This is a genomic window from Capnocytophaga cynodegmi DSM 19736 (genome assembly GCF_000379185.1).
GTDB lineage: Bacteria > Bacteroidota > Bacteroidia > Flavobacteriales > Flavobacteriaceae > Capnocytophaga > Capnocytophaga cynodegmi.
In genome coordinates this window covers 160175-178918 of record NZ_KB900726.1, presented here as the reverse complement: position 1 = coordinate 178918, position 18744 = coordinate 160175, and the positions used below count along the sequence as shown (strand labels likewise).

The following is an 18744-nucleotide window of genomic DNA, read 5'->3' as shown; positions in this document are numbered from 1 at the left end:
ATTTTTTTTCTTGACTGGTTTACTGCAAAGCTACAATTTTTTTTTATTCAAAAAAGCTTTTTGAGAAAAAAAATTATATTTTTGGCTCCATATAAATTCATCAATGGATAAAAATACCTTTCTAAACAATCTTTTAAATACTTTTCCCCATAATCCTACAGCATCACAAAATATTGCTTTGCAACTAATTACAGAATTTTTATTAGATAAGAATTCTTCTGAAAAATTATTTTTACTTAAAGGATTCGCAGGAACAGGAAAAACTTCAATTATCAATTGTTTGATTAAAAACCTGCCTTCTATTGGGCATAAAGCTGTTCTTCTTGCTCCCACTGGGCGGGCTTCAAAGGTAATGTCCAATTTTGCTAAACAACAAGCTTTTACCATTCACAGACATATTTATTTTCCGAAAACGAACGGAGGAGAATTTTCTTTTACACTGAAAATCAACAAATTCAAAGACACACTATTCATTGTAGATGAAGCCTCGATGATTACAGATAACAATGAACATTTCTTTGAACAAAATTCTCTTTTAGATAATCTCATAACATATGTCTATTCTGGACAAGGTTGTAAATTACTATTGATGGGAGATTCTGCTCAGTTGCCTCCTGTTAATTCTGATTATAGTCCTGCTTTAGATATCCGAAATTTAGAAATTCGCTATAATAAGGAAGTATCTCATATTGAACTCAATGAAGTTGTAAGACAAGAAAAAAAATCTGGTATTTTGTACAATGCAACAAAACTTAGAGAAATCCTTTTTAACTTTTCTATTCAGAAAAAATTTAATTTCAAAACTAGAAATTTCAGAGACATAGTTCAATTAGCTGAAGGAACTGAAATTCAGGAAGCTATAGAAAGCTCATACTCAAACTATGGATTGGAACAAACAGCAATTATTGTCCGCTCAAATAAAAGAGCTGCACTTTATAACAGGCAAATCCGAAAAGTAATTTTAGACAATGAAAATGACCTTTCAGCAGGAGATTTACTTATGGTTGTGAAAAATAATTATTACTGGTTAAAGGATTCTCCTAAAGTGAGTTTTATCGCCAATGGTGACACTCTGGAAGTACTTCAAATCTACGCTTTTCGTGAGTTATACGGATTTCGATTTGCTGAAGTTCAAGTACAACTTATTGATTATCCAGACTATCCTCCTTTTGACACGATTCTTTTGTTGGATACCCTCGAAACTGAAAGTCCATCACTTACACATCAAGAAAGCAACCGCCTTTACGAAGAAGTCTTACTTGATTATCAAGATGAAACTTCGGCGTATAAAAAGTATCTGAAAGTTAAAGAAAATCCTTTTTTTAACGCCTTACAAGTCAAATTTTCATATGCTATTACCTGTCATAAAAGTCAGGGTGGGCAATGGGATGTTGTTTTTATTGAAAAACCCTATCTTCCCAATGGTATTGATGATAATTATCTGCGGTGGCTTTACACAGCTCTGACTCGTGCGGTTAAAAAAGTATATCTAATTAATTTTCAGACAGAAGATTTTGAATAAACTCTATTTATTCCTTCCTTTTTCATCAGGATAAAGCTCAAAAACGGGATCACTTTGCCAGTATTCTTTGGTATCAATATCCATAATTGAAACTCTACCTTTGAATGCTGCACCTGTATCTACGTTCCATACATTATTGGCTGTCATTGGTTTATCACACCCTAAACGAGTGGTAGGCGTATGCCCTATAAATGTTTCTGAATATAGCAACAATCTACTTGGATACTTACTATGTTCAGGTGAAGTTTTTACCGATGTTGCTAATTCCCAAAGAGTTCTATCCCAATAGAACATTTCTGGAAAATACTCGAAATCAACTCCTCTGAGATTGGTAAATCCTGCGTGAACAAACAATCGGTTATTGCTATCTAAATAATAATTTTCTAATTCAGATAAAAATTTGATGTGCCTTTGTTTCACTTCTTCTGAAGCATTTTGATAGGCCTTTTCCGTTGCATCTCCCCCGTGATAATACCACATTTTATCCATTGAAGCTCCTTGCAAAAATTCCAGACAAAGAGCATCGTGATTTCCTCTGATGAACAGGCAACTATAATGTTTTCTAAATTGCAGTAAAAAATCAAGCACTTCAGGAGTTTGACTCCAACCATCTGAATAATCTCCTAAAAATATGAAAAAATCATTTTTCCTTATTTTTACTCTTTGAATTACTTGAACCAGAGCCTTGTACGCTCCGTGAATATCTCCAACGACTAAAGTACGTCGAGGGTTAGTAGTTAGTCTATTCATCAACGATTATATTTTAATTTTCGCAATATTCTTAATGCTTCTTTTAATGATTTATAAGCCTCTATATCAATCTCTTTCAGCTTTGGTCGCGACATTTCCAACAATTCTTTCACTTCCAAATGTCCGTTCAAATAACATTCTAAACATATTGAAGGTAATGTTGGAATTTGCCTTAATTCTTGTTCTGTTAAAAGCTGATTATCAATTATTTTTTCTAAAATAGGCCGTTTTTCGCTCCATATATCACATATTTTCTTTTCATCGTAAATAGGAGGAGAAAATATGAGTTTCTGTTCTATTTTATAGCTCCCGTTGTTAAAAAAATGAATCTGAACAAGTTCCAAAGGATAGTAATCTTTCTGATTTTCAATCCCTAAATAAATATACTCCGTTACAGAAAACGTATTTTCTTCAACACAAATTTCAACTTTATCAAGATTAGAAAAAAACAAACGCACTTGTTCGTTAATAAGCTCAATATCAACTCTGGAGTACATTTTCTTATCTTCAACGAGCTTGGGTTTACCAGCCCAACAAAGCACAAATTGTTCTCTAAAAACCAGATAATGTGATTCTAAATCTTTATGACGATGATTTATAAAATTAATAACCCCATCCAAAGTGTGCTGTATGCTATTGCTTGAAATTTTCTCAATTTGCTGAACTATTTCAGAATTAAAATCTTCCAACAGAAAATCATCATTTTGTATTTTGCTATTACTTCCTTCCCTTTTAAAAATTGTATCTTTAGCGTACTTCCATATCCCTTTTGAAAGTGAGCAAACTTGCTTTGATGAAGTAACTGTTACCAGTCCTACAACCTTATCATTGGGTAAATCTGGAAAAATAATATTTTCATAAGTGATTGAAGGAGCATTGTTTAAATAAGAATTTATCAGATTTTGAATACGACTATCATCGAAAAAATCGACTCCTACTATTTCTCGAGACTCATCTTCTACACCTATGATAATGAATGCTTTATTATACGGGTTAGAATTTGCTAAAGCACAAATTATCTTCAGAAACTTTGCCTTTCCTTCTCTTGTATTCAGGTCAATAAATCGCTTTCGGTCATAGAAACTATTTTCATCACTATGTCCTAATAAATTTTTTATTAATAAACGTTTATTGACCACTGACTCAAAATTTATTTATGATTTTCGCTTCAAAACCAATAAGTTCTGCATCACAAAGATATAATTTATTTTTTGAAAAGCAATTTTAGTAATATTTCGGATTTCTTTTTATATAGCAAAAACCCCCAACCTTTGAATTTCAAAAATTGGAGGTTTAACCTTTGTTTTTGCTTTATTCCTCGTTGTGCAAAAATCTTTTCTTTGCCTGAAGCTCCTCTGTTGTTTCTTGATTATCTTCGTCAGGAATACAACAATCAACAGGGCAGACAGCTGCACATTGTGGCTCTTCGTGAAACCCTATGCATTCTGTACATTTATCAGTTACAATAAAATAGAAATCATCACTAACGGGTTCTTGTACTTGATCTGCATTGAGCTGTTTCCCATTGGGTAAAACTATTTCGCCCTTCAAAGCTGTTCCATCGCTATAACGCCAATCATCAGCTCCTTCATAAATAGCGTTGTTAGGACATTCAGGTTCACAGGCTCCACAATTTATACAATCATCAGTAATCTTTATTGCCATAAATTTATAGTTTTCTCGTTTAAAAAATTATGGGGGCAAAGATACGTTATTTTTTAAATATAACGATTGTATCAGAAGGCTTAAAAGTACAATGAAATCAATAATTTAGAATGATTATAATTGTCTATTTATATCCCAATTTTCAAGATATTTAGCTATAAATTGAATAAACATCCCTCCTAAGGCACCATTTACAACACGATGATCATAGCTATGTGATAGAATCATTTTATGACGGATTCCTATTACATCTCCTTCGGGAGTTTCAATAACAGCAGGAACTTTTTGAATTGCACCAACCGCTAAAATACCAACTTGTGGCTGATTGATAATAGGGGTACCGAATAACGTACCAAATGAACCAATATTTGTAACTGTATAAGTTCCGTCCTTTACTTCATCAGGAGCCAGTTGACCTGCTCTGGCACGTGTAGCTAAATCATTTACAGCTTTTGCCATACCTCTCAAACTCAATTGGTCAGCATTTTTAATTACAGGAACAATAAGGTTACCATCAGGCAAAGCTGTAGCCATACCAACATTTATATTTTTCTTTTTGATTATGGTTGACCCTTCAACTGATATATTCATCATTGGATACTCAATAAGAGCTTTAGCTACCGCCTCCATAAATATAGGAGTAAAGGTGAACTTTTCTCTTTCACGCTCTTCAAACGCCTTTTTAACTTTGTTACGCCAGTTCCAAACTCGAGTCATATCCACTTCAATAAAACTCTGAACGTGAGGTGAAGTGTGTTTGCTATGTGTCATATGCTCTGCGATGAGTTTCCCCATTCGCGACATTGGAATCAACTCGTTACCTTTTCCTATCAATTCAGATTTTCTTTCAGCAGAAATTTCAGTTTGAATTACAGGAGTTTGAATCATCGTATTTTGTTGTAGCCCAGACGAAGCCTCTACTCTGTTTTCCAAATAATCAAGCATATCTTGTTTCGTTACCCGATTATCAGCTCCAGTACCTGCAATTTTTTCTAATTCCTGTAATGAAATTCCTTCCTTTTTAGCAATACTTTTAACCAAAGGAGAGTAGAATCGCTCTGAGCTTGAACCTCCAAAGTTTAAGGACTCAGTCTGTAATGTTGTTTCTTTTATTTCGGTAATTTCTTTTTCAATTTCTTTAGCAGCAACCACAGTTTTTGTCTCCTGTTTTGCTTCTTGTTCTCCCTCTATTTCAAGAATAGCCATCACTTCACCAACTTTAACTACTTGGTCAGTCTGACAACGAATCTCAACAAGTACTCCTGAAACCTCTGAAATAACTTCTGTATCTACCTTATCTGTAGCTACTTCAACAACACCTTCTTCTGCCTCAATTGTCTCTCCTACTTTCTTTAACCAATTTGTAATTGTTGCTTCTGCAACACTTTCTCCCATTTTGGGTAATTTTAATTCGTATTTAGCCATTTTCTTAATTATAGTGGTTAGAGATTAGTTATTACGCCAATCATTTTAAACATATGTAAAACAAGTCCAAAGGTATAAAAAAAAATTGAACTAACTATCTTCAAGTGTTAAATAATCTTGAAATTTTCATTGCTAAGAATTATCTTTTTTCATTTTCAGCTTTTTAAAGAATGTTCAAAAGGAATTCTTTGTGTGATACTTCTGCCTAAAGTAACTTCATCGGCATATTCCAACTCACCTCCCACAGAAATACCTCTTGCTATAGTTGAAATTGTAATGTTGTATTTTTCTATTTGCCTGAAAATATAGAAGTTTGTCGTATCTCCTTCCATAGTATTGCTTAATGCAAAAATAAGTTCCTTAACATTTCCTGTTTCTACTTTTTTGACTAAAGAACTGATATTTAAATTTGAAGGACCTATCCCGTCAATAGGTGAAATTTTCCCGCCTAAAACGTGATACTGACCAAAAAATTGCCCTGTATTTTCAATAGCCATCACATCACGAAAATCCTCTACCACACAAATAATCCCTGTTTCTCGACTGGGACTGCTACAAATTTCACAAATATCAACATCTGAAATATTATGACAATTATTACAATACTGAATATTTGTACGTAAATTCAGTATCGCATTTGCCATTCTAACAGATTGTTCTTCAGGTTGTTTTAAAAGATGTAATGCAAGACGCAATGCAGTTCTTTTCCCGATACCAGGCAATTGTGCTATTTCATAAACTGCATTTTCTAAAAGTTTTGATGAAAATTCCATTGTGCAAAGGTAAACAAAACTCAAGTTTTCTTTCAACAGAAATATCTAAAAATCAAAAATACATTCATTAGTCAAACGTATTTTACATTTATTTTCATTGATTATTGAAAAATACAATTAATTGAAAATGAACAACTAAAACATTTTATTTAAAATAAATCTAAATTAATTTTGTAAAAATAAAAAACTTACATACCTTTGCAGTGTTGTTAGTAATATTGTTCGTCATCGCAAAGTGATATATTTTTTATATTCCGTTTGCAATCCATTATGAAGATTACTTTTTCATATTCATTTTGAAATAGTTATTGTTTCTCTTCATAACGAATTAGTTAGTTTTAAGCTTGAGAGCCCATTTAAAAAAATGGGCTTTTTCTTTTCATATAAATTCAAATAATAATCATATCTGAATGATTCTTGTTTCTTTTGTTTTTTTACTTAAATTTGCAGTCGATTAAGAACTTGAAAAAGAATGAAATCAAAGATATTCATCTTGTTATACTTTATAGGATTGGTGGGCTTTTCACAAAATCAAGAAGGAGTTACTTCATCAGGATTAAAGACTGAAAAAGAGGCATTTTCTACTGAAAAATATATGGAATTGTCTAATCCTGTGACAGCTAATTTGCAAAATTGGAGTTCAATAAAAGGAATCCATATAGGTTGGGGTTCAACAGACATTCGTTATAAAAAGGAGGAACCTATTCTTTATCTGGAAACAACCAAACACCTAAAAGCTTGGAAAGGAGAGCGTATTTCTGCTCAAATAGGCATTTCAAATGCAGATAAAGATATAGAAATATCCGTAGAGGTTTCAGATTTAAAAAGCGGTAAAAACAGAATTAGCAAAGAGCATTTTCAAACAGCTTTTGTGCGTTATGTAATGACCGACGAACTCAACAAAGATGGTAAAGGAGGTTGCGGATATCGTAAACCCACTGATTTTGATTCTACCCTCGTCGCTGATGTTCTTGATCATCACACAAAAAAAATAGAAGTTGCAAAATACTCATCTCGTGGTATTTGGCTAAAACTGCAAATACCTCAAAATACAAAGGCAGGTAATTATAAAGGTTTTGTAACTCTGAAAAACAAAACAAAAATCCTGAAAAAATTACCTTTTGAAGTTCAGGTTTTACAACGTACTTTACCACAACCGAAAGATTGGAAGTTTCATTTGGATTTATGGCAAAATCCGTATGCTGTGGCTCGTTATTTTGGTGTAACGCCTTGGTCAGAAGCTCATTTTGAATATCTGAAAAGAGAAATGAAACTATATGCTGATGCGGGAGGAAAATCCATAACGGCTTCCATAATGTACGAACCTTGGGGCGGACAAACACAAGACCCTTTCAATTCTATGGCTATGTGGATGAAGAAGTTAGATGGCTCGTGGCACTTTGATTTTGCAGTATTTGACAAATGGATTGAATTTATGCACGAAATGGGGATAACCAAGCAAATCAATTGTTATTCAATGGTTCCTTGGAAATTGTCATTTCAATACTTCGACCAAGCGACAAATCAGTTACAAGTCATTAAAACACAACCAGGAGAGCCTGAATATGAAACAATGTGGACAGCAATGCTCACCGCCTTTGCGAAACATCTGAAAACAAAAGGTTGGTTTGAAAAAACGTACATTTCAATGGATGAACGCCCCAAAGAAGTAATGCAGAAAGTGTTGAAAATCATTAAGAACGCTGACCCTAATTTCAAAATATCTCTGGCGGGTGATTGGCATCAGGAGTTAGAGCCTTACCTCGATGACTATTGCGTTCCGTTGAGTACCAAATACGAACAAAAAATCCTCGAAAAAAGGCAACAACAGGGCAAAGTAACCACCTATTATACTTGTTGTACAGAACCTTACCCAAATACTTTTACTTTTAACAAACCCGCTGAAAGTGAATGGTTAGCGTGGTATGCCGCGAAAGATAATCTGGACGGATATTTGCGTTGGGCATTAAACAGCTGGACGTCAGAACCTTTGTTAGACAGCCGTTTTAGGGCTTGGGCGGCAGGAGATACTTACCTGATTTATCCGATGGGAAGAAGTTCTGTACGTTTCGAGCGAATGGTAGAAGGTATCCAATTTTATGAAAAGGTAAATATTTTACGTGAGGAATTTCACCAAAAACAGAACACTGAAGCACTCAAAAAAATAAAGAATGTTTTGCAACTTTTCGATGAAAACACTTTACCTCAAAATCCTGCATCGGAAGTTACAAAAAAAGCAAGAGAAGTTGTTAATTCATTATAAATCAATAAAATAAATATGAATAAATTAGTTACAATATTGGCTTTGTGCATATTCGGATTTTCAAATGCACAACAAAAAACACAAAATACTATATATCAATTTGTTGTAAAAGATATATACGGAGATGATTTTGCTCTCTCTCAGTTGAAAGGCAAAAAGGTAATGATTGTAAATACCGCTTCAAAGTGCGGACTGACTCCTCAGTATGAAAGGTTGGAAGCTTTGTATCAAAAATATAAAGATAACAACTTCATTATCATTGGATTTCCTGCTAATAATTTTAAATCGCAAGAGCCTGGTAGCAACAATGAAATTGCAGAATTTTGTAAAATTAACTATGGTGTAAGTTTCCCAATGATGGAAAAAATTTCTGTAAAAGGAGAAGATACACATCCTTTATATAAATTCTTGACTTCTAAAAAATTAAACGGATTTGAAGATTCTGAGGTACAATGGAATTTTCAAAAATATCTTATCGGAGCAGACGGAAAATTGGAAAAAATAATCGCTCCAAAAACCTCACCTCAAGATAAAGAAATTATTGATTGGATTGAGAAATAATATGAGTTTAAAATTAGATATTTTAGCCTTTGGAGCCCACCCCGATGACGTAGAATTAGGTTGTTCGGGAACAATTGCCAAAGAGGTGGCTTCGGGCAAAAAGGTAGGAATTATTGACCTGACACAAGGTGAATTAGGTACGCGAGGCACTGCCGAAACTCGAAAAGAAGAAGCCCGAGAAGGAGCCAAAATCTTAGGTGTTGAAGTTCGTGAAAATTTAAAATTTGCTGACGGATTTTTTGTAAATGATAAGGCTCATCAGTTGGAAATTATTAAAGTAATCAGAAAATATCGTCCTGATATTGTGCTTTGTAACACTATTGACGATCGCCACATCGACCACGCAAAAGGAAGTAAATTGGTCAGTGATGCGTGTTTTCTAAGCGGACTTCGAAAAATTGAAACTGAATTAAACGGAAAGCAACAACGAGCGTGGCGTCCTAAAGTTGTTTACCACTATATCCAATGGAAAAATATTCAGCCTGATTTTGTGGTAGATATTTCTGAATTTATGGATAAAAAACTGGCTTCGGTTTTGGCATATAAAACCCAGTTTTACGACGCAAACAGCAACGAGCCGAACACCCCAATTTCTGACAAAAATTTTCTGGATAGTGTAACTTATCGAGCGAGAGACTTGGGTCGATTAATTGGCGTGGATTTTGCGGAAGGGTTTACTGTGGAACGTGTTGTAGCGGTAAATTCACTTTATGACTTGAAGTAATTCACTAAAAATCAATGAGTAAGATATAATGAAATTAGTATTATTAACCATCGGAATTTTGGCTTTGTGTTTTATAGGAATTGCCATTAAAATTTGGGCTAAAAAAGGAGGAAAATTTGCAGGAACTTGTGCTAGTCAAAGTCCGCATTTAAATAAAACAGGCGAACCTTGTGGTTTCTGTGGCAAAATGCCTGATGAGCAAGATTGTAAGAAATAAAGTCAGAGAATTTTGAACAATCAGGAAATATTATCCAAAAAAATTAAGGAAGCAAAAGAAGGCAATCAGAAGGCCTTCAGCTACTTACTTGATGAATTTTGGACAGATGTTTACAACTTTCAGCAAAAGCGTATCGGAGACGAAAATGATGTAGAAGATATTGTTATTCAAACATTTGCGAAGGCTTTTGATAAAATCAATACATATAATGAAGAGTTCTCTTTCAAAACTTGGCTCATAGCGATTTCCAAAAATGTTCACGTTGATATGATTAGAAGTCAACAGCAAAAAGTTACGCATTCATCATCTGAGGAAAAGGAAGCCAACACCATTGCAGATGAATCGCCTACTGCTGAGGACAACCTAATTATGGAGCAAAACTTAAATCGATTGCTCTTATGTATCAAAAAGTTAAAAGAACCTTATCGAACAACTATTCAATTGCGATATTTGCAGGAAAAATCTTACAAAGAAATTGCTGAAACTACGGGTATGTCTCATAGTAATGTAAAAGTAACTTTGCTTAGGGCAAGGAAAATGCTTTTTGAAGTATTGAAGAAACAATAAAAATTAGCCAAAAATTCTCTAAAAAAATAGAGTTTTTTGGCTTTTCTTTTTCTACAAAATTTCTAACTTTATTTAATTAAAGTAGCATAAAAATATCTCAATATTCCGAGCTTCAAATCATTTCAAGGTAGATATAATAAAAAATCGATCTAAAAAGACTTGTAACTTTTTACCGCCTCCACAAAAGCTTTCGCATTTTCAACAGGAATGTTTGGCAGAATTCCGTGTCCTAAATTGACGATGTAGTTGTCTTTCCCAAAATCGTCAATCATTTGATGTACCATTCTTTTGATTTCCGAAGGCGGAGAGAGTAATCGTGAAGGGTCAAAATTTCCTTGCAACGTAATTTTACCTCCCGTAAGTTCTCGAGCTATTTTCGGAGTACACGTCCAATCCACACCAAGTGCAGAAGCTTTCGATTTTGCCATTTCAGCAAGGGCAAACCAACAGCCTTTTCCAAAAACAATCACTTTAGTAAGCGGTGCTAACGCTTCTACAATTTGATTGATATATTTCCAAGAAAAATCCTGATAATCAAGAGGTGAAAGCACCCCCCCCCAACTATCGAAAATTTGTACCGCATCAACTCCTGCTTTCACTTTTTCTTTGAGATACAAAATGGTCGTATCCGTAATTTTTTGTAACAATTTGTGTGCTGTTTGTGAATCTGTAAAACATAACTCCTTAGCAATGTTGAAGTCACGCGAACCTTTCCCTTCTACGGCATAACAGAAAATCGTCCAAGGGGACCCTGCAAACCCAATAAGAGGCACACGATTGTCAAGCATTTGTTTGGTAAGTTTGATACCCTCCATCACGTATCCTAAAGTTTCGTAAATATCAGGAACTATCACATTTTCAATATCTTTGGCAGAACGAATAGGATTGGGAAGCCAAGGACCTACTCCTGATTTCATTTCCACTTCAATGTTCATCGCTTGTGGAACTACCAAAATGTCTGAAAATAAAATAGCGGCATCAGTACCCACAATGTCAATAGGTTGCACTGTGATTTCCGCAGCTAATTCAGGAACTCGACAACGCGTGAAGAAATCATATTTATCGCGTAAAGCCCTAAATTCTGGCAAATACCTACCCGCTTGACGCATCATCCAAACTGGCGGACGCTCCACAGCTTCGCCATTCAAGGCTCTTAAAAATAAATCGTTTTGTAACATTTGTTAGTGCTTAGTGATTAGTAATCAGTGGTTAGTACAATTACTAAATAACTAACCACTAATCACTAACTGCTATGAATTAAATTCCGTTAATAATTGCGATAAAATCATCGGCTTTGAGTGATGCTCCTCCAATAAGTCCGCCATCAACATCTGCTTTTGCAAAAATTTCTTTGGCATTATCAGGTTTTACGCTACCTCCGTAAAGAATTGAAACGCTGTCGGCTACTTCTTTTCCGTATTTATCAGCGAGTGTTTTACGAATAAATGCGTGCATTTCCTGAGCTTGTTCAGGTGAAGCAGTTTCGCCCGTTCCAATTGCCCAAACAGGTTCGTAGGCTAAAACGATATTTTTCCACGCATCAGCAGACAAATGGAACAATCCATTTTTAATCTGATTTTCAACTACTTCAAAATGATTATTTGCTTTTCTGTCCACCAATTCTTCTCCGATACAAAATACCATTCGGATATTGTGTTTCAAGGCTGTGTCTGCCTTTTTAGCCAAAGACTCGTCAGTTTCGTTAAAATAAGCACGACGCTCAGAATGTCCTAAAATTACAGTTTTTACGCCTATGCTTTTTAACATTTCAGCTGAAATTTCACCTGTGTAAGCTCCGTTTTCAGCAAAATGCATATTTTGAGCAATCACTTCAACAGCAGTTCCTTTTGCTGCTTCAGTTGCGGGAATTAAATTCACAAAAGTAGGAGCTACCATCACTTCTGCTTCTGTTTTAGGTAATTTTTTTAATAAATCAGCTATCAATTCTGTTGATTTTTTCAGGTCATTGTTCATTTTCCAATTTCCTGCTACAATTTTTTTTCTCATATTGAAATTATTTTTCTATTTCGATTACATATTCTCGGAAGTCACAAAGATACATTTTTTTTATAAAAGCTAAATCTAAAAAAATCAAAATATTTTTTTAATTTATTTAACAATTCATAAATAATTAAATATCAACACAAAACACAGATAATGTTATATTTATAACTAAAAAAATTAGAATAGAATTAAAAAAATTAGTATTATTGACCGATTAATTCGTTAATATAAAATAAAATGAAAAATTATTCTTGTTTTATACTATTATTTCTATTGATATCTTCAACTGCTTTGGTTGCTCAAAACAAATCCATTACTTTGGAAGACATTTGGGCAAAGGGTGTGTTTTATCCCGAGCAGATATCTCACCTATCGGCGATGAAGAATACAAATCAGTATACAACACTAAATTACAATCGAGAAGCAGGTTCACAGCAGATTGATTTATATGATTTCACTACACTCAAAAAGGTAAAAACACTATTTGACACTTCAAATGAGAGCGAGTTTTCGTTGTTTATCAATGATTATACATTCAGTCCTGATGAGAAATGGTTGCTTATCGCTTCGGAGTCTGAACAAATTTACCGACATTCATTTATAGCAAACTATTATCTTTACAATTTACAAACAAACAAAGGAATTCAAATCAGTACAAATAAAATTCAAGAACCAAGCTTTTCACCAGATGGAAACAAAATCGCATATGCCTACGATAACAATTTATACATCTACGAGATAAACACCAACAAAACCACGCAAATTACTTTTGATGGAAAGAAAAACAAAATCATCAACGGGATAACTGATTGGGTGTACGAAGAAGAATTCGGCTTTGTGAGAGCATTTGATTGGAACACTGATGGAACAAAATTAGCTTACATTCGATTTGACGAAAGCCAAGTTCCAGAGTTTTCAATGGACGTTTATGGAATAGGACTCTACCCTACACAACAAGTTTTCAAATATCCAAAAGCCGGACAGACAAATTCAGAAGTTTCAGTGCACATTTATGATATCTCTACTCAAAAGATATTCGATACACCCGTTGCAACGAATAAAAAACAAGTCAGTAAACAAACTTCACCCAATGCACAAGATAATTTATACTATTACACACCTCGCCTTCGGTGGACAAATGATAAAAACACACTCAGTGTACAAACTCTCAACAGACATCAAAATAATTTCAACCTAAATTTAATAAACTCACAGACGCATCAAGTATATTCAGTAGTAAATGAACAAAACAACACTTATGTAGAAATTACAGATAACCTAATTTTCTTAAAAGACAATAGTTTTTTAATTACATCAGAGAAAGATGGATTTAATCACATCTATCATTATGATAAAAATGGTAAATTAAAAAAACAAATCACAAAAGGTAATTGGGAAGTTACTAAATTCTATGGATATGATTCTAAAACTGAACGTATTTTCTATCAATCTACTGAAAATGGCTCGATAAATAGAGGTGTTTACAGCATTTCAATCAACGGAAAAAATAAAAAACAGCTTTCTGCTGATAAAGGAACTAACTCTGCTATATTTAGTCCTGACTTTTCGTTATATATTAATGAATTTTCGAGTGTAACAAAGCCAACACACTATACACTTAATAATAGCAAAGACGGGAAAATCATAAAAGACATCTTAGATAATTCAGAATATGAAAAAGTTATTTCAGAATATCGTCTTGCTAAAAAAGAATTCTTTGAATTGGATTCTCCTAATGGAAAATTAAATGCTTACATCATCAAACCTAATGACTTTGACCCTAATAAAAAATATCCGTTACTGATGTATCAATATTCAGGACCAGGTTCACAAGAAGTCAGCAACAAATGGCTTGATACTAACGACTTTTGGCATTTTCTTTTAGTGCAACAAGGTTATTTAGTAGCTTGTGTGGACGGACGCGGAACGGGATATAAAGGTAGTGACTTCAAGAAATGTACTTACAAGGAATTGGGAAAATATGAGGTAGAAGACCAAATAATTGCAGCACGTTTTTTTGCAAATCAATCGTACGTTGATGCAAATCGCATCGGAATTTGGGGTTGGAGCTTTGGTGGATTTATGTCTTCTAACTGTTTGTTTCAAGCTGGTGACGTATTTAAAACAGCCATTGCAGTTGCTCCAGTAACTTCGTGGCGTTTCTATGATACTATTTATACAGAACGATTTATGCAGACTCCGCAAGAAAACCCTTACGGATATGATGATAATTCACCCCTTACACACGCTAAAAATCTTAAAGGAAACTATTTACTTATTCACGGAACAGCTGATGATAATGTGCACGTTCAAAACGCAATGGTGTTGATTAACAAACTCGTTCAGCTGAATAAGAATTTTGATTGGTTGATATATCCAGACAGAGACCACGGCATTTATGGTGGATACACAAGATTACAACTTTACCAAAAGATGACGGAATATCTGCTTGAAAAGTTATAAAGTTTAAAAAAGAGTTTAAAGAATTGATTAACATCCCCCTAACCCCTTTCAAAGGAGGAGTGTGAGCTACACAGGCAATTATAATTATTTCTTTGAAGAGAGTAAGAAGATGTAAAAAACATTATAAAAAGTATATGCAACACATTCTCACAAGGTAAAACTATTATAAAAACACAATGAAATAATAAAAAGAATAAGACATCCCCCTAACCCCCTTCAAAAGGGGGAATTGAGGAAATGCAATCACAATAAAATCCCCCTTTCAAGGGGGCAGGGGGATGTAAAAAACATTATAAAAATATAGTGAAATAAAAATATAGAAGCACAATCAATATATTTTTCAAAAATTAAATAATATAATAAATGACATATTATGTTTGAAATCAACAAAAAAGAAGATGTAATCATTCCGTTTGAAAAAATCGGAGATGAAAATTGGGAGAAGAATACGCGTTTTATTCTGACCGCCGACGGAGATGAACTTCCTGAAGTAGTTACCGAAGAAGAAATCCAAGAAGTTGAAAAGCGTTTAGGAGCAAAACTTCCTGACAGCTTAAAACTTTTTTACAAAACATTCGGAGTAGCTGATATCGGTGAAGAACTTATTGATTTGGACAGTATAAGTTATTTAGTTGAATATTTGGGAGAAGATAATGAGTACGATTCTGAATTTTCCGAAGAAGACAAAGAAGCTCTTCCTTACTTAGTGTGGTTCGGCGATTATTTAGGTAATGGAAATAAGTTCTGTTTCCATACAAAAACGCACGAAATTTATTATTTCGACCACGACACGTATCCTTATTTAGCGAAATTGTTTGACGATTTCAGTGATTACTTAAAAGGATGCTTAATTTTCAAGCAAATGGATTATATTTCCGATGAAAAGTGGGAAAAATTTGAACCTATTCTTGAAGAAATCGTTTCAGAATTTATTAACGATGAAGTTATTGAAAAGTGGAGATATTAAAACATTTTAAAATTTGAATATATCTAAATTAAAAATATTATTCTAAAAAATATTTTAAACAGAAATAAATTCAAACAAACTTATTACACAAAAGAAATTAATTTATAATTGTAGTTTAAACTAAATACACTTAATGAGATAAATAAAAATAAACTATTTAAACTAATTTCATCAAAAGAAACATTACAAAATACAAAATTAAATTAAAATCATAAGATGAATTTAGTTTAAAATAGCAAATTAAACTTATAACACTCTATGAAATAAACATAAAAAGTTCCATATCAACAAACAAATTTAAACGATTAACTAAATAATAACTAAAATATTTACAAAATGAAAGTCAATTACAGAAAATTATCAACAAAAGATTTGGCTGCTCTTACAGAAAGAGTAATTGAATGTGTAGAAAAATCAAACATTGATGAAGCAAAAACACATTTGTTTATGAATAAATTAAAAATTTCATATCAAAAATATTACGACGTAGTTTCAAAGAAAACATTTAGCGGAAAAGGAAACACTGTAGCTCAAGCAAACAGAGAGCGTGAAAAGGCTTTTTCAGATATGAAAATATTTCTTTCAGGTTACGTGCGTGTTTCTTCTGCTCCTAATGTTAATGATGCTATTGCACTCTACAATCATTTTCAAATAAATAAACTTAAAAAAGAGCAACTCTCGTACGGAGAACAAACCATCAGAATAGGAAAAATCATCGAAGCACTTTCATCTGATGAGAACCAGAAATACATAAAAAACTTATCACTTGAAATTGCTTTTGAGAATTTAAAAACAAAACAAGAAGCGTTTAAATTACTTTATAACGAACAAGCTCAAGCCAATGCGGAACTTCGTAAACAAACCTCTGCTACAAAACAACGCAAGGAATTGGAAGGAGATTTACGCAGATTTTTAAGTTTCGTCACATTGATGTTTGATGCTGGGGAGTGGATTTCTTTATACAATAACCTGAATGAATTTGCAAAGGCTGCTAAAAGTTAAAAAACTTAATGCATTCTATTTATAAAAGTCATATAAATTGAATCACTATAAGAAAAGAATTGAAACTTACTCAGTTTACTAAAAAATAAAGAATAATTAAATAAAAATGAATATTATATACTATGACGAATAACAGAAAACACCCTAAGGGACTATTTTATTTATTTTTCACAGAAATGTGGGAACGTTTTGGGTATTATTTAATGCTCGGAATTTTTGTTTTATATATGATTGACCCTAAAAATACAGGAGGTCTTGCCATAGATGATAAAAATGCCTATGATATTTTTGGAACATTCATTGCACTTACGTATCTTACTCCCTTTTTAGGAGGATTTTTAGCTGATAGAATTTTAGGATACGTAAAAGCTATTTACATTGGAGGAAGTTTAATGGGATTGGGATACATAGGTTTAGGACTCTTCCAAGACCTTTCAATGTTTTATACCTCAATGGGATTAATCATCGTAGGTAATGGATTCTTCAAGCCAAGTATTTCTACACTCTTAGGAAATCTTTATTCCGAAGAGCCATACCGAGAAAACAAAGATGCAGGATATAATATATTCTATATGGGAATTAATATTGGTGCATTTATTTGTAATATCATTGCTGCCTTTATGCGTAACAAATTTGGGTGGAGTGAAGCATTCATAACTGCAGGTGTTGGAATGTTCTTAGGATTGATTATCTTTACCTTAGGAAGAAAACACATCATTCACGCAAACGTTTTAAAACCAGTACAGGAAGGCGATACAACCATTACTTCAGTTCTTGTAAAGGTATTTTTACCAGCTATTATAACGGGTGTGATTGGTTGGGTAATTCCAGGAAACATTTTAGGAAGTGATAGTACAGATGCTTTCATTTTTGCTTGTATTCCAGTAATTTTCTTTTATTTCTCATTATATGCACGTGCCAGTCAGAGCGATAAAAAACCTATTGGTGCATTATTAGCAATCTTTGCAGTAAGTTTAATGTTTTGGGCGGTTTTCAAACAAAACGGAACTGTACTTACCACGTGGGCGAAGTATTATACTGACCGAAGTGTGCCAACCTCTATAGAGAAACCTATGGAAAGTATTTATCTTGTTGAAGTAAAAGATTTTCAAGACAAGGAAATAACTATGTACGATTCGGAATATAGAATTGTAAAAGATGAAAACGATAAGCCTAAGAAAGAAATAGGAAAAGACATCTATTTCAGAAATATTCCAGAGAAACAAAAAGCTAAACTAACTGAGAACCCTAATCAGAAAGTGTTTTTATATAATCCAGAGTTGTTTCAGTCAATTAATCCATTTTGGGTAATTGTTTTCACACCTTTGGTAGTAGGTTTATTTATGTTTTTACGTAAAAGAGGAAGCGAACCAACTACTCCTGCAAAAATTGTATTAGGAATGTTCATTTCTGCATTGAGTTGCCTTGTGATGGTAGCTGCCGTATATGCCTCTGACAACGGAATGGTGAAAGCTTCAGCATTATGGTTAGTTGTTGCCTATGGTGTTATTACTTTGGGAGAACTTTGCCTCTCACCTATGGGGCTTTCATTAGTATCAAAACTTTCTCCGCCTCGTATTACTGCTCTTATGATGGGAGGATTTTTCTTGTCAACAGCCATTGGAAATAAACTTTCGGGCGTACTTGCCGGAATGTGGTACGGATACGAACACAAATCTACATTCTTTTGGGTAAACTTCGGTTTATTATTAATAGCTACACTGATAGGTCTTTCTATATTGAAGTCTCTCAATCGAGCTTTGAAAGAAAAAGGAGTAAAATAATGAATAATAAAATGATTTATTCTATATTTTTTTTACATTTACTCCGTAAATATAAAA

Annotated in this window: 17 protein-coding genes; 10 read left to right on the top strand and 7 right to left on the bottom strand. The window is 33.3% G+C overall.

What is annotated here, in order from left to right; all coding sequences use genetic code 11:
• Positions 1 to 103 precede the first annotated feature (103 nt).
• Positions 104 to 1522, top strand: a complete 1419-nt coding sequence (locus YW9_RS0108340; protein WP_018279724.1) for an ATP-dependent DNA helicase — start codon at positions 104 to 106, stop codon at positions 1520 to 1522.
• A 3-nt stretch (positions 1523 to 1525) separates the two neighbouring features.
• Here YW9_RS0108340 and YW9_RS0108335 read toward each other — a convergent pair whose 3' ends face one another.
• The 5 genes from YW9_RS0108335 to recR form a co-directional block, all read right to left on the bottom strand.
• The gene (locus tag YW9_RS0108335; RefSeq protein ID WP_018279723.1) at positions 1526 to 2272 is read right to left on the bottom strand and encodes a metallophosphoesterase; all 747 of its coding nucleotides are present in this window, start codon (positions 2270 to 2272) and stop codon (positions 1526 to 1528) included.
• Positions 2272 to 3411, bottom strand: coding sequence for an ATP-binding protein (locus YW9_RS0108330; RefSeq protein ID WP_018279722.1), 1140 nt, complete (start codon positions 3409 to 3411; stop codon positions 2272 to 2274). The genes YW9_RS0108335 and YW9_RS0108330 overlap by 1 nt, the downstream gene beginning before the upstream one ends.
• Before the next feature lie 172 nt (positions 3412 to 3583).
• The gene (locus YW9_RS0108325; protein WP_018279721.1) at positions 3584 to 3937 is read right to left on the bottom strand and encodes a 4Fe-4S binding protein; all 354 of its coding nucleotides are present in this window, start codon (positions 3935 to 3937) and stop codon (positions 3584 to 3586) included.
• A 114-nt stretch (positions 3938 to 4051) separates the two neighbouring features.
• Positions 4052 to 5362: a dihydrolipoamide acetyltransferase family protein gene (locus tag YW9_RS0108320; RefSeq protein ID WP_018279720.1), complete on the bottom strand. Its 1311-nt coding sequence runs from the start codon at positions 5360 to 5362 to the stop codon at positions 4052 to 4054.
• A gap of 155 nt (positions 5363 to 5517) precedes the next feature.
• The gene (recR, locus tag YW9_RS0108315) at positions 5518 to 6135 is read right to left on the bottom strand and encodes a recombination mediator RecR (RefSeq protein WP_018279719.1); all 618 of its coding nucleotides are present in this window, start codon (positions 6133 to 6135) and stop codon (positions 5518 to 5520) included.
• 472 nt (positions 6136 to 6607) lie between these two features.
• On the opposite strand from recR, the gene YW9_RS0108310 reads away from it, so the two are divergent.
• Genes YW9_RS0108310 through YW9_RS0108290 form a run of 5 tightly spaced genes read left to right on the top strand, consistent with a single transcriptional unit; the run spans position 6608 to position 10467 of the window.
• On the top strand, positions 6608 to 8398 hold the full coding sequence (locus YW9_RS0108310) for a DUF4091 domain-containing protein (protein WP_018279718.1): 1791 nt from the start codon (positions 6608 to 6610) through the stop codon (positions 8396 to 8398).
• A 15-nt stretch (positions 8399 to 8413) separates the two neighbouring features.
• The gene (locus YW9_RS0108305; protein ID WP_018279717.1) at positions 8414 to 8959 is read left to right on the top strand and encodes a glutathione peroxidase; all 546 of its coding nucleotides are present in this window, start codon (positions 8414 to 8416) and stop codon (positions 8957 to 8959) included.
• Between the two features lies 1 nt (position 8960).
• Positions 8961 to 9683 carry a bacillithiol biosynthesis deacetylase BshB1 gene (gene bshB1, locus YW9_RS0108300; RefSeq protein WP_018279716.1) on the top strand — a complete coding sequence of 241 codons (723 nt, stop codon included), beginning with the start codon at positions 8961 to 8963 and terminating at the stop codon, positions 9681 to 9683.
• 28 nt (positions 9684 to 9711) lie between these two features.
• Complete coding sequence (locus tag YW9_RS0108295; protein ID WP_013997672.1) at positions 9712 to 9900, top strand: hypothetical protein; 189 nt, start codon at positions 9712 to 9714, stop codon at positions 9898 to 9900.
• Positions 9901 to 9912: 12 nt separating this feature from the next.
• Entirely contained in the window at positions 9913 to 10467 is a 555-nt protein-coding gene (locus YW9_RS0108290) for an RNA polymerase sigma factor (RefSeq protein WP_018279715.1), read from the top strand.
• A 149-nt stretch (positions 10468 to 10616) separates the two neighbouring features.
• Here the strand turns inward: YW9_RS0108290 and hemE are convergent, their stop codons facing one another.
• Complete coding sequence (hemE, locus tag YW9_RS0108285; protein ID WP_018279714.1) at positions 10617 to 11645, bottom strand: uroporphyrinogen decarboxylase; 1029 nt, start codon at positions 11643 to 11645, stop codon at positions 10617 to 10619.
• Between the two features lie 79 nt (positions 11646 to 11724).
• Positions 11725 to 12474: a triose-phosphate isomerase gene (tpiA, locus tag YW9_RS0108280; RefSeq protein ID WP_018279713.1), complete on the bottom strand. Its 750-nt coding sequence runs from the start codon at positions 12472 to 12474 to the stop codon at positions 11725 to 11727.
• A gap of 234 nt (positions 12475 to 12708) precedes the next feature.
• Here tpiA and YW9_RS0108275 point away from each other — a divergent pair, with 234 nt between their 5' ends.
• From YW9_RS0108275 to YW9_RS0108260, 4 genes are all read left to right on the top strand, one after another.
• Entirely contained in the window at positions 12709 to 14934 is a 2226-nt protein-coding gene (locus YW9_RS0108275; RefSeq protein WP_018279712.1) for a S9 family peptidase, read from the top strand.
• A 373-nt stretch (positions 14935 to 15307) separates the two neighbouring features.
• Complete coding sequence (locus tag YW9_RS0108270; protein ID WP_018279711.1) at positions 15308 to 15901, top strand: SMI1/KNR4 family protein; 594 nt, start codon at positions 15308 to 15310, stop codon at positions 15899 to 15901.
• 336 nt (positions 15902 to 16237) lie between these two features.
• The gene (locus YW9_RS0108265; protein WP_018279710.1) at positions 16238 to 16903 is read left to right on the top strand and encodes a DUF6261 family protein; all 666 of its coding nucleotides are present in this window, start codon (positions 16238 to 16240) and stop codon (positions 16901 to 16903) included.
• A gap of 122 nt (positions 16904 to 17025) precedes the next feature.
• Positions 17026 to 18687 (top strand): peptide MFS transporter, encoded by a 1662-nt coding sequence (locus YW9_RS0108260; protein ID WP_040353975.1) that lies wholly within the window; start codon positions 17026 to 17028, stop codon positions 18685 to 18687.
• The last annotated feature ends 57 nt before the right edge of the window (positions 18688 to 18744 follow it).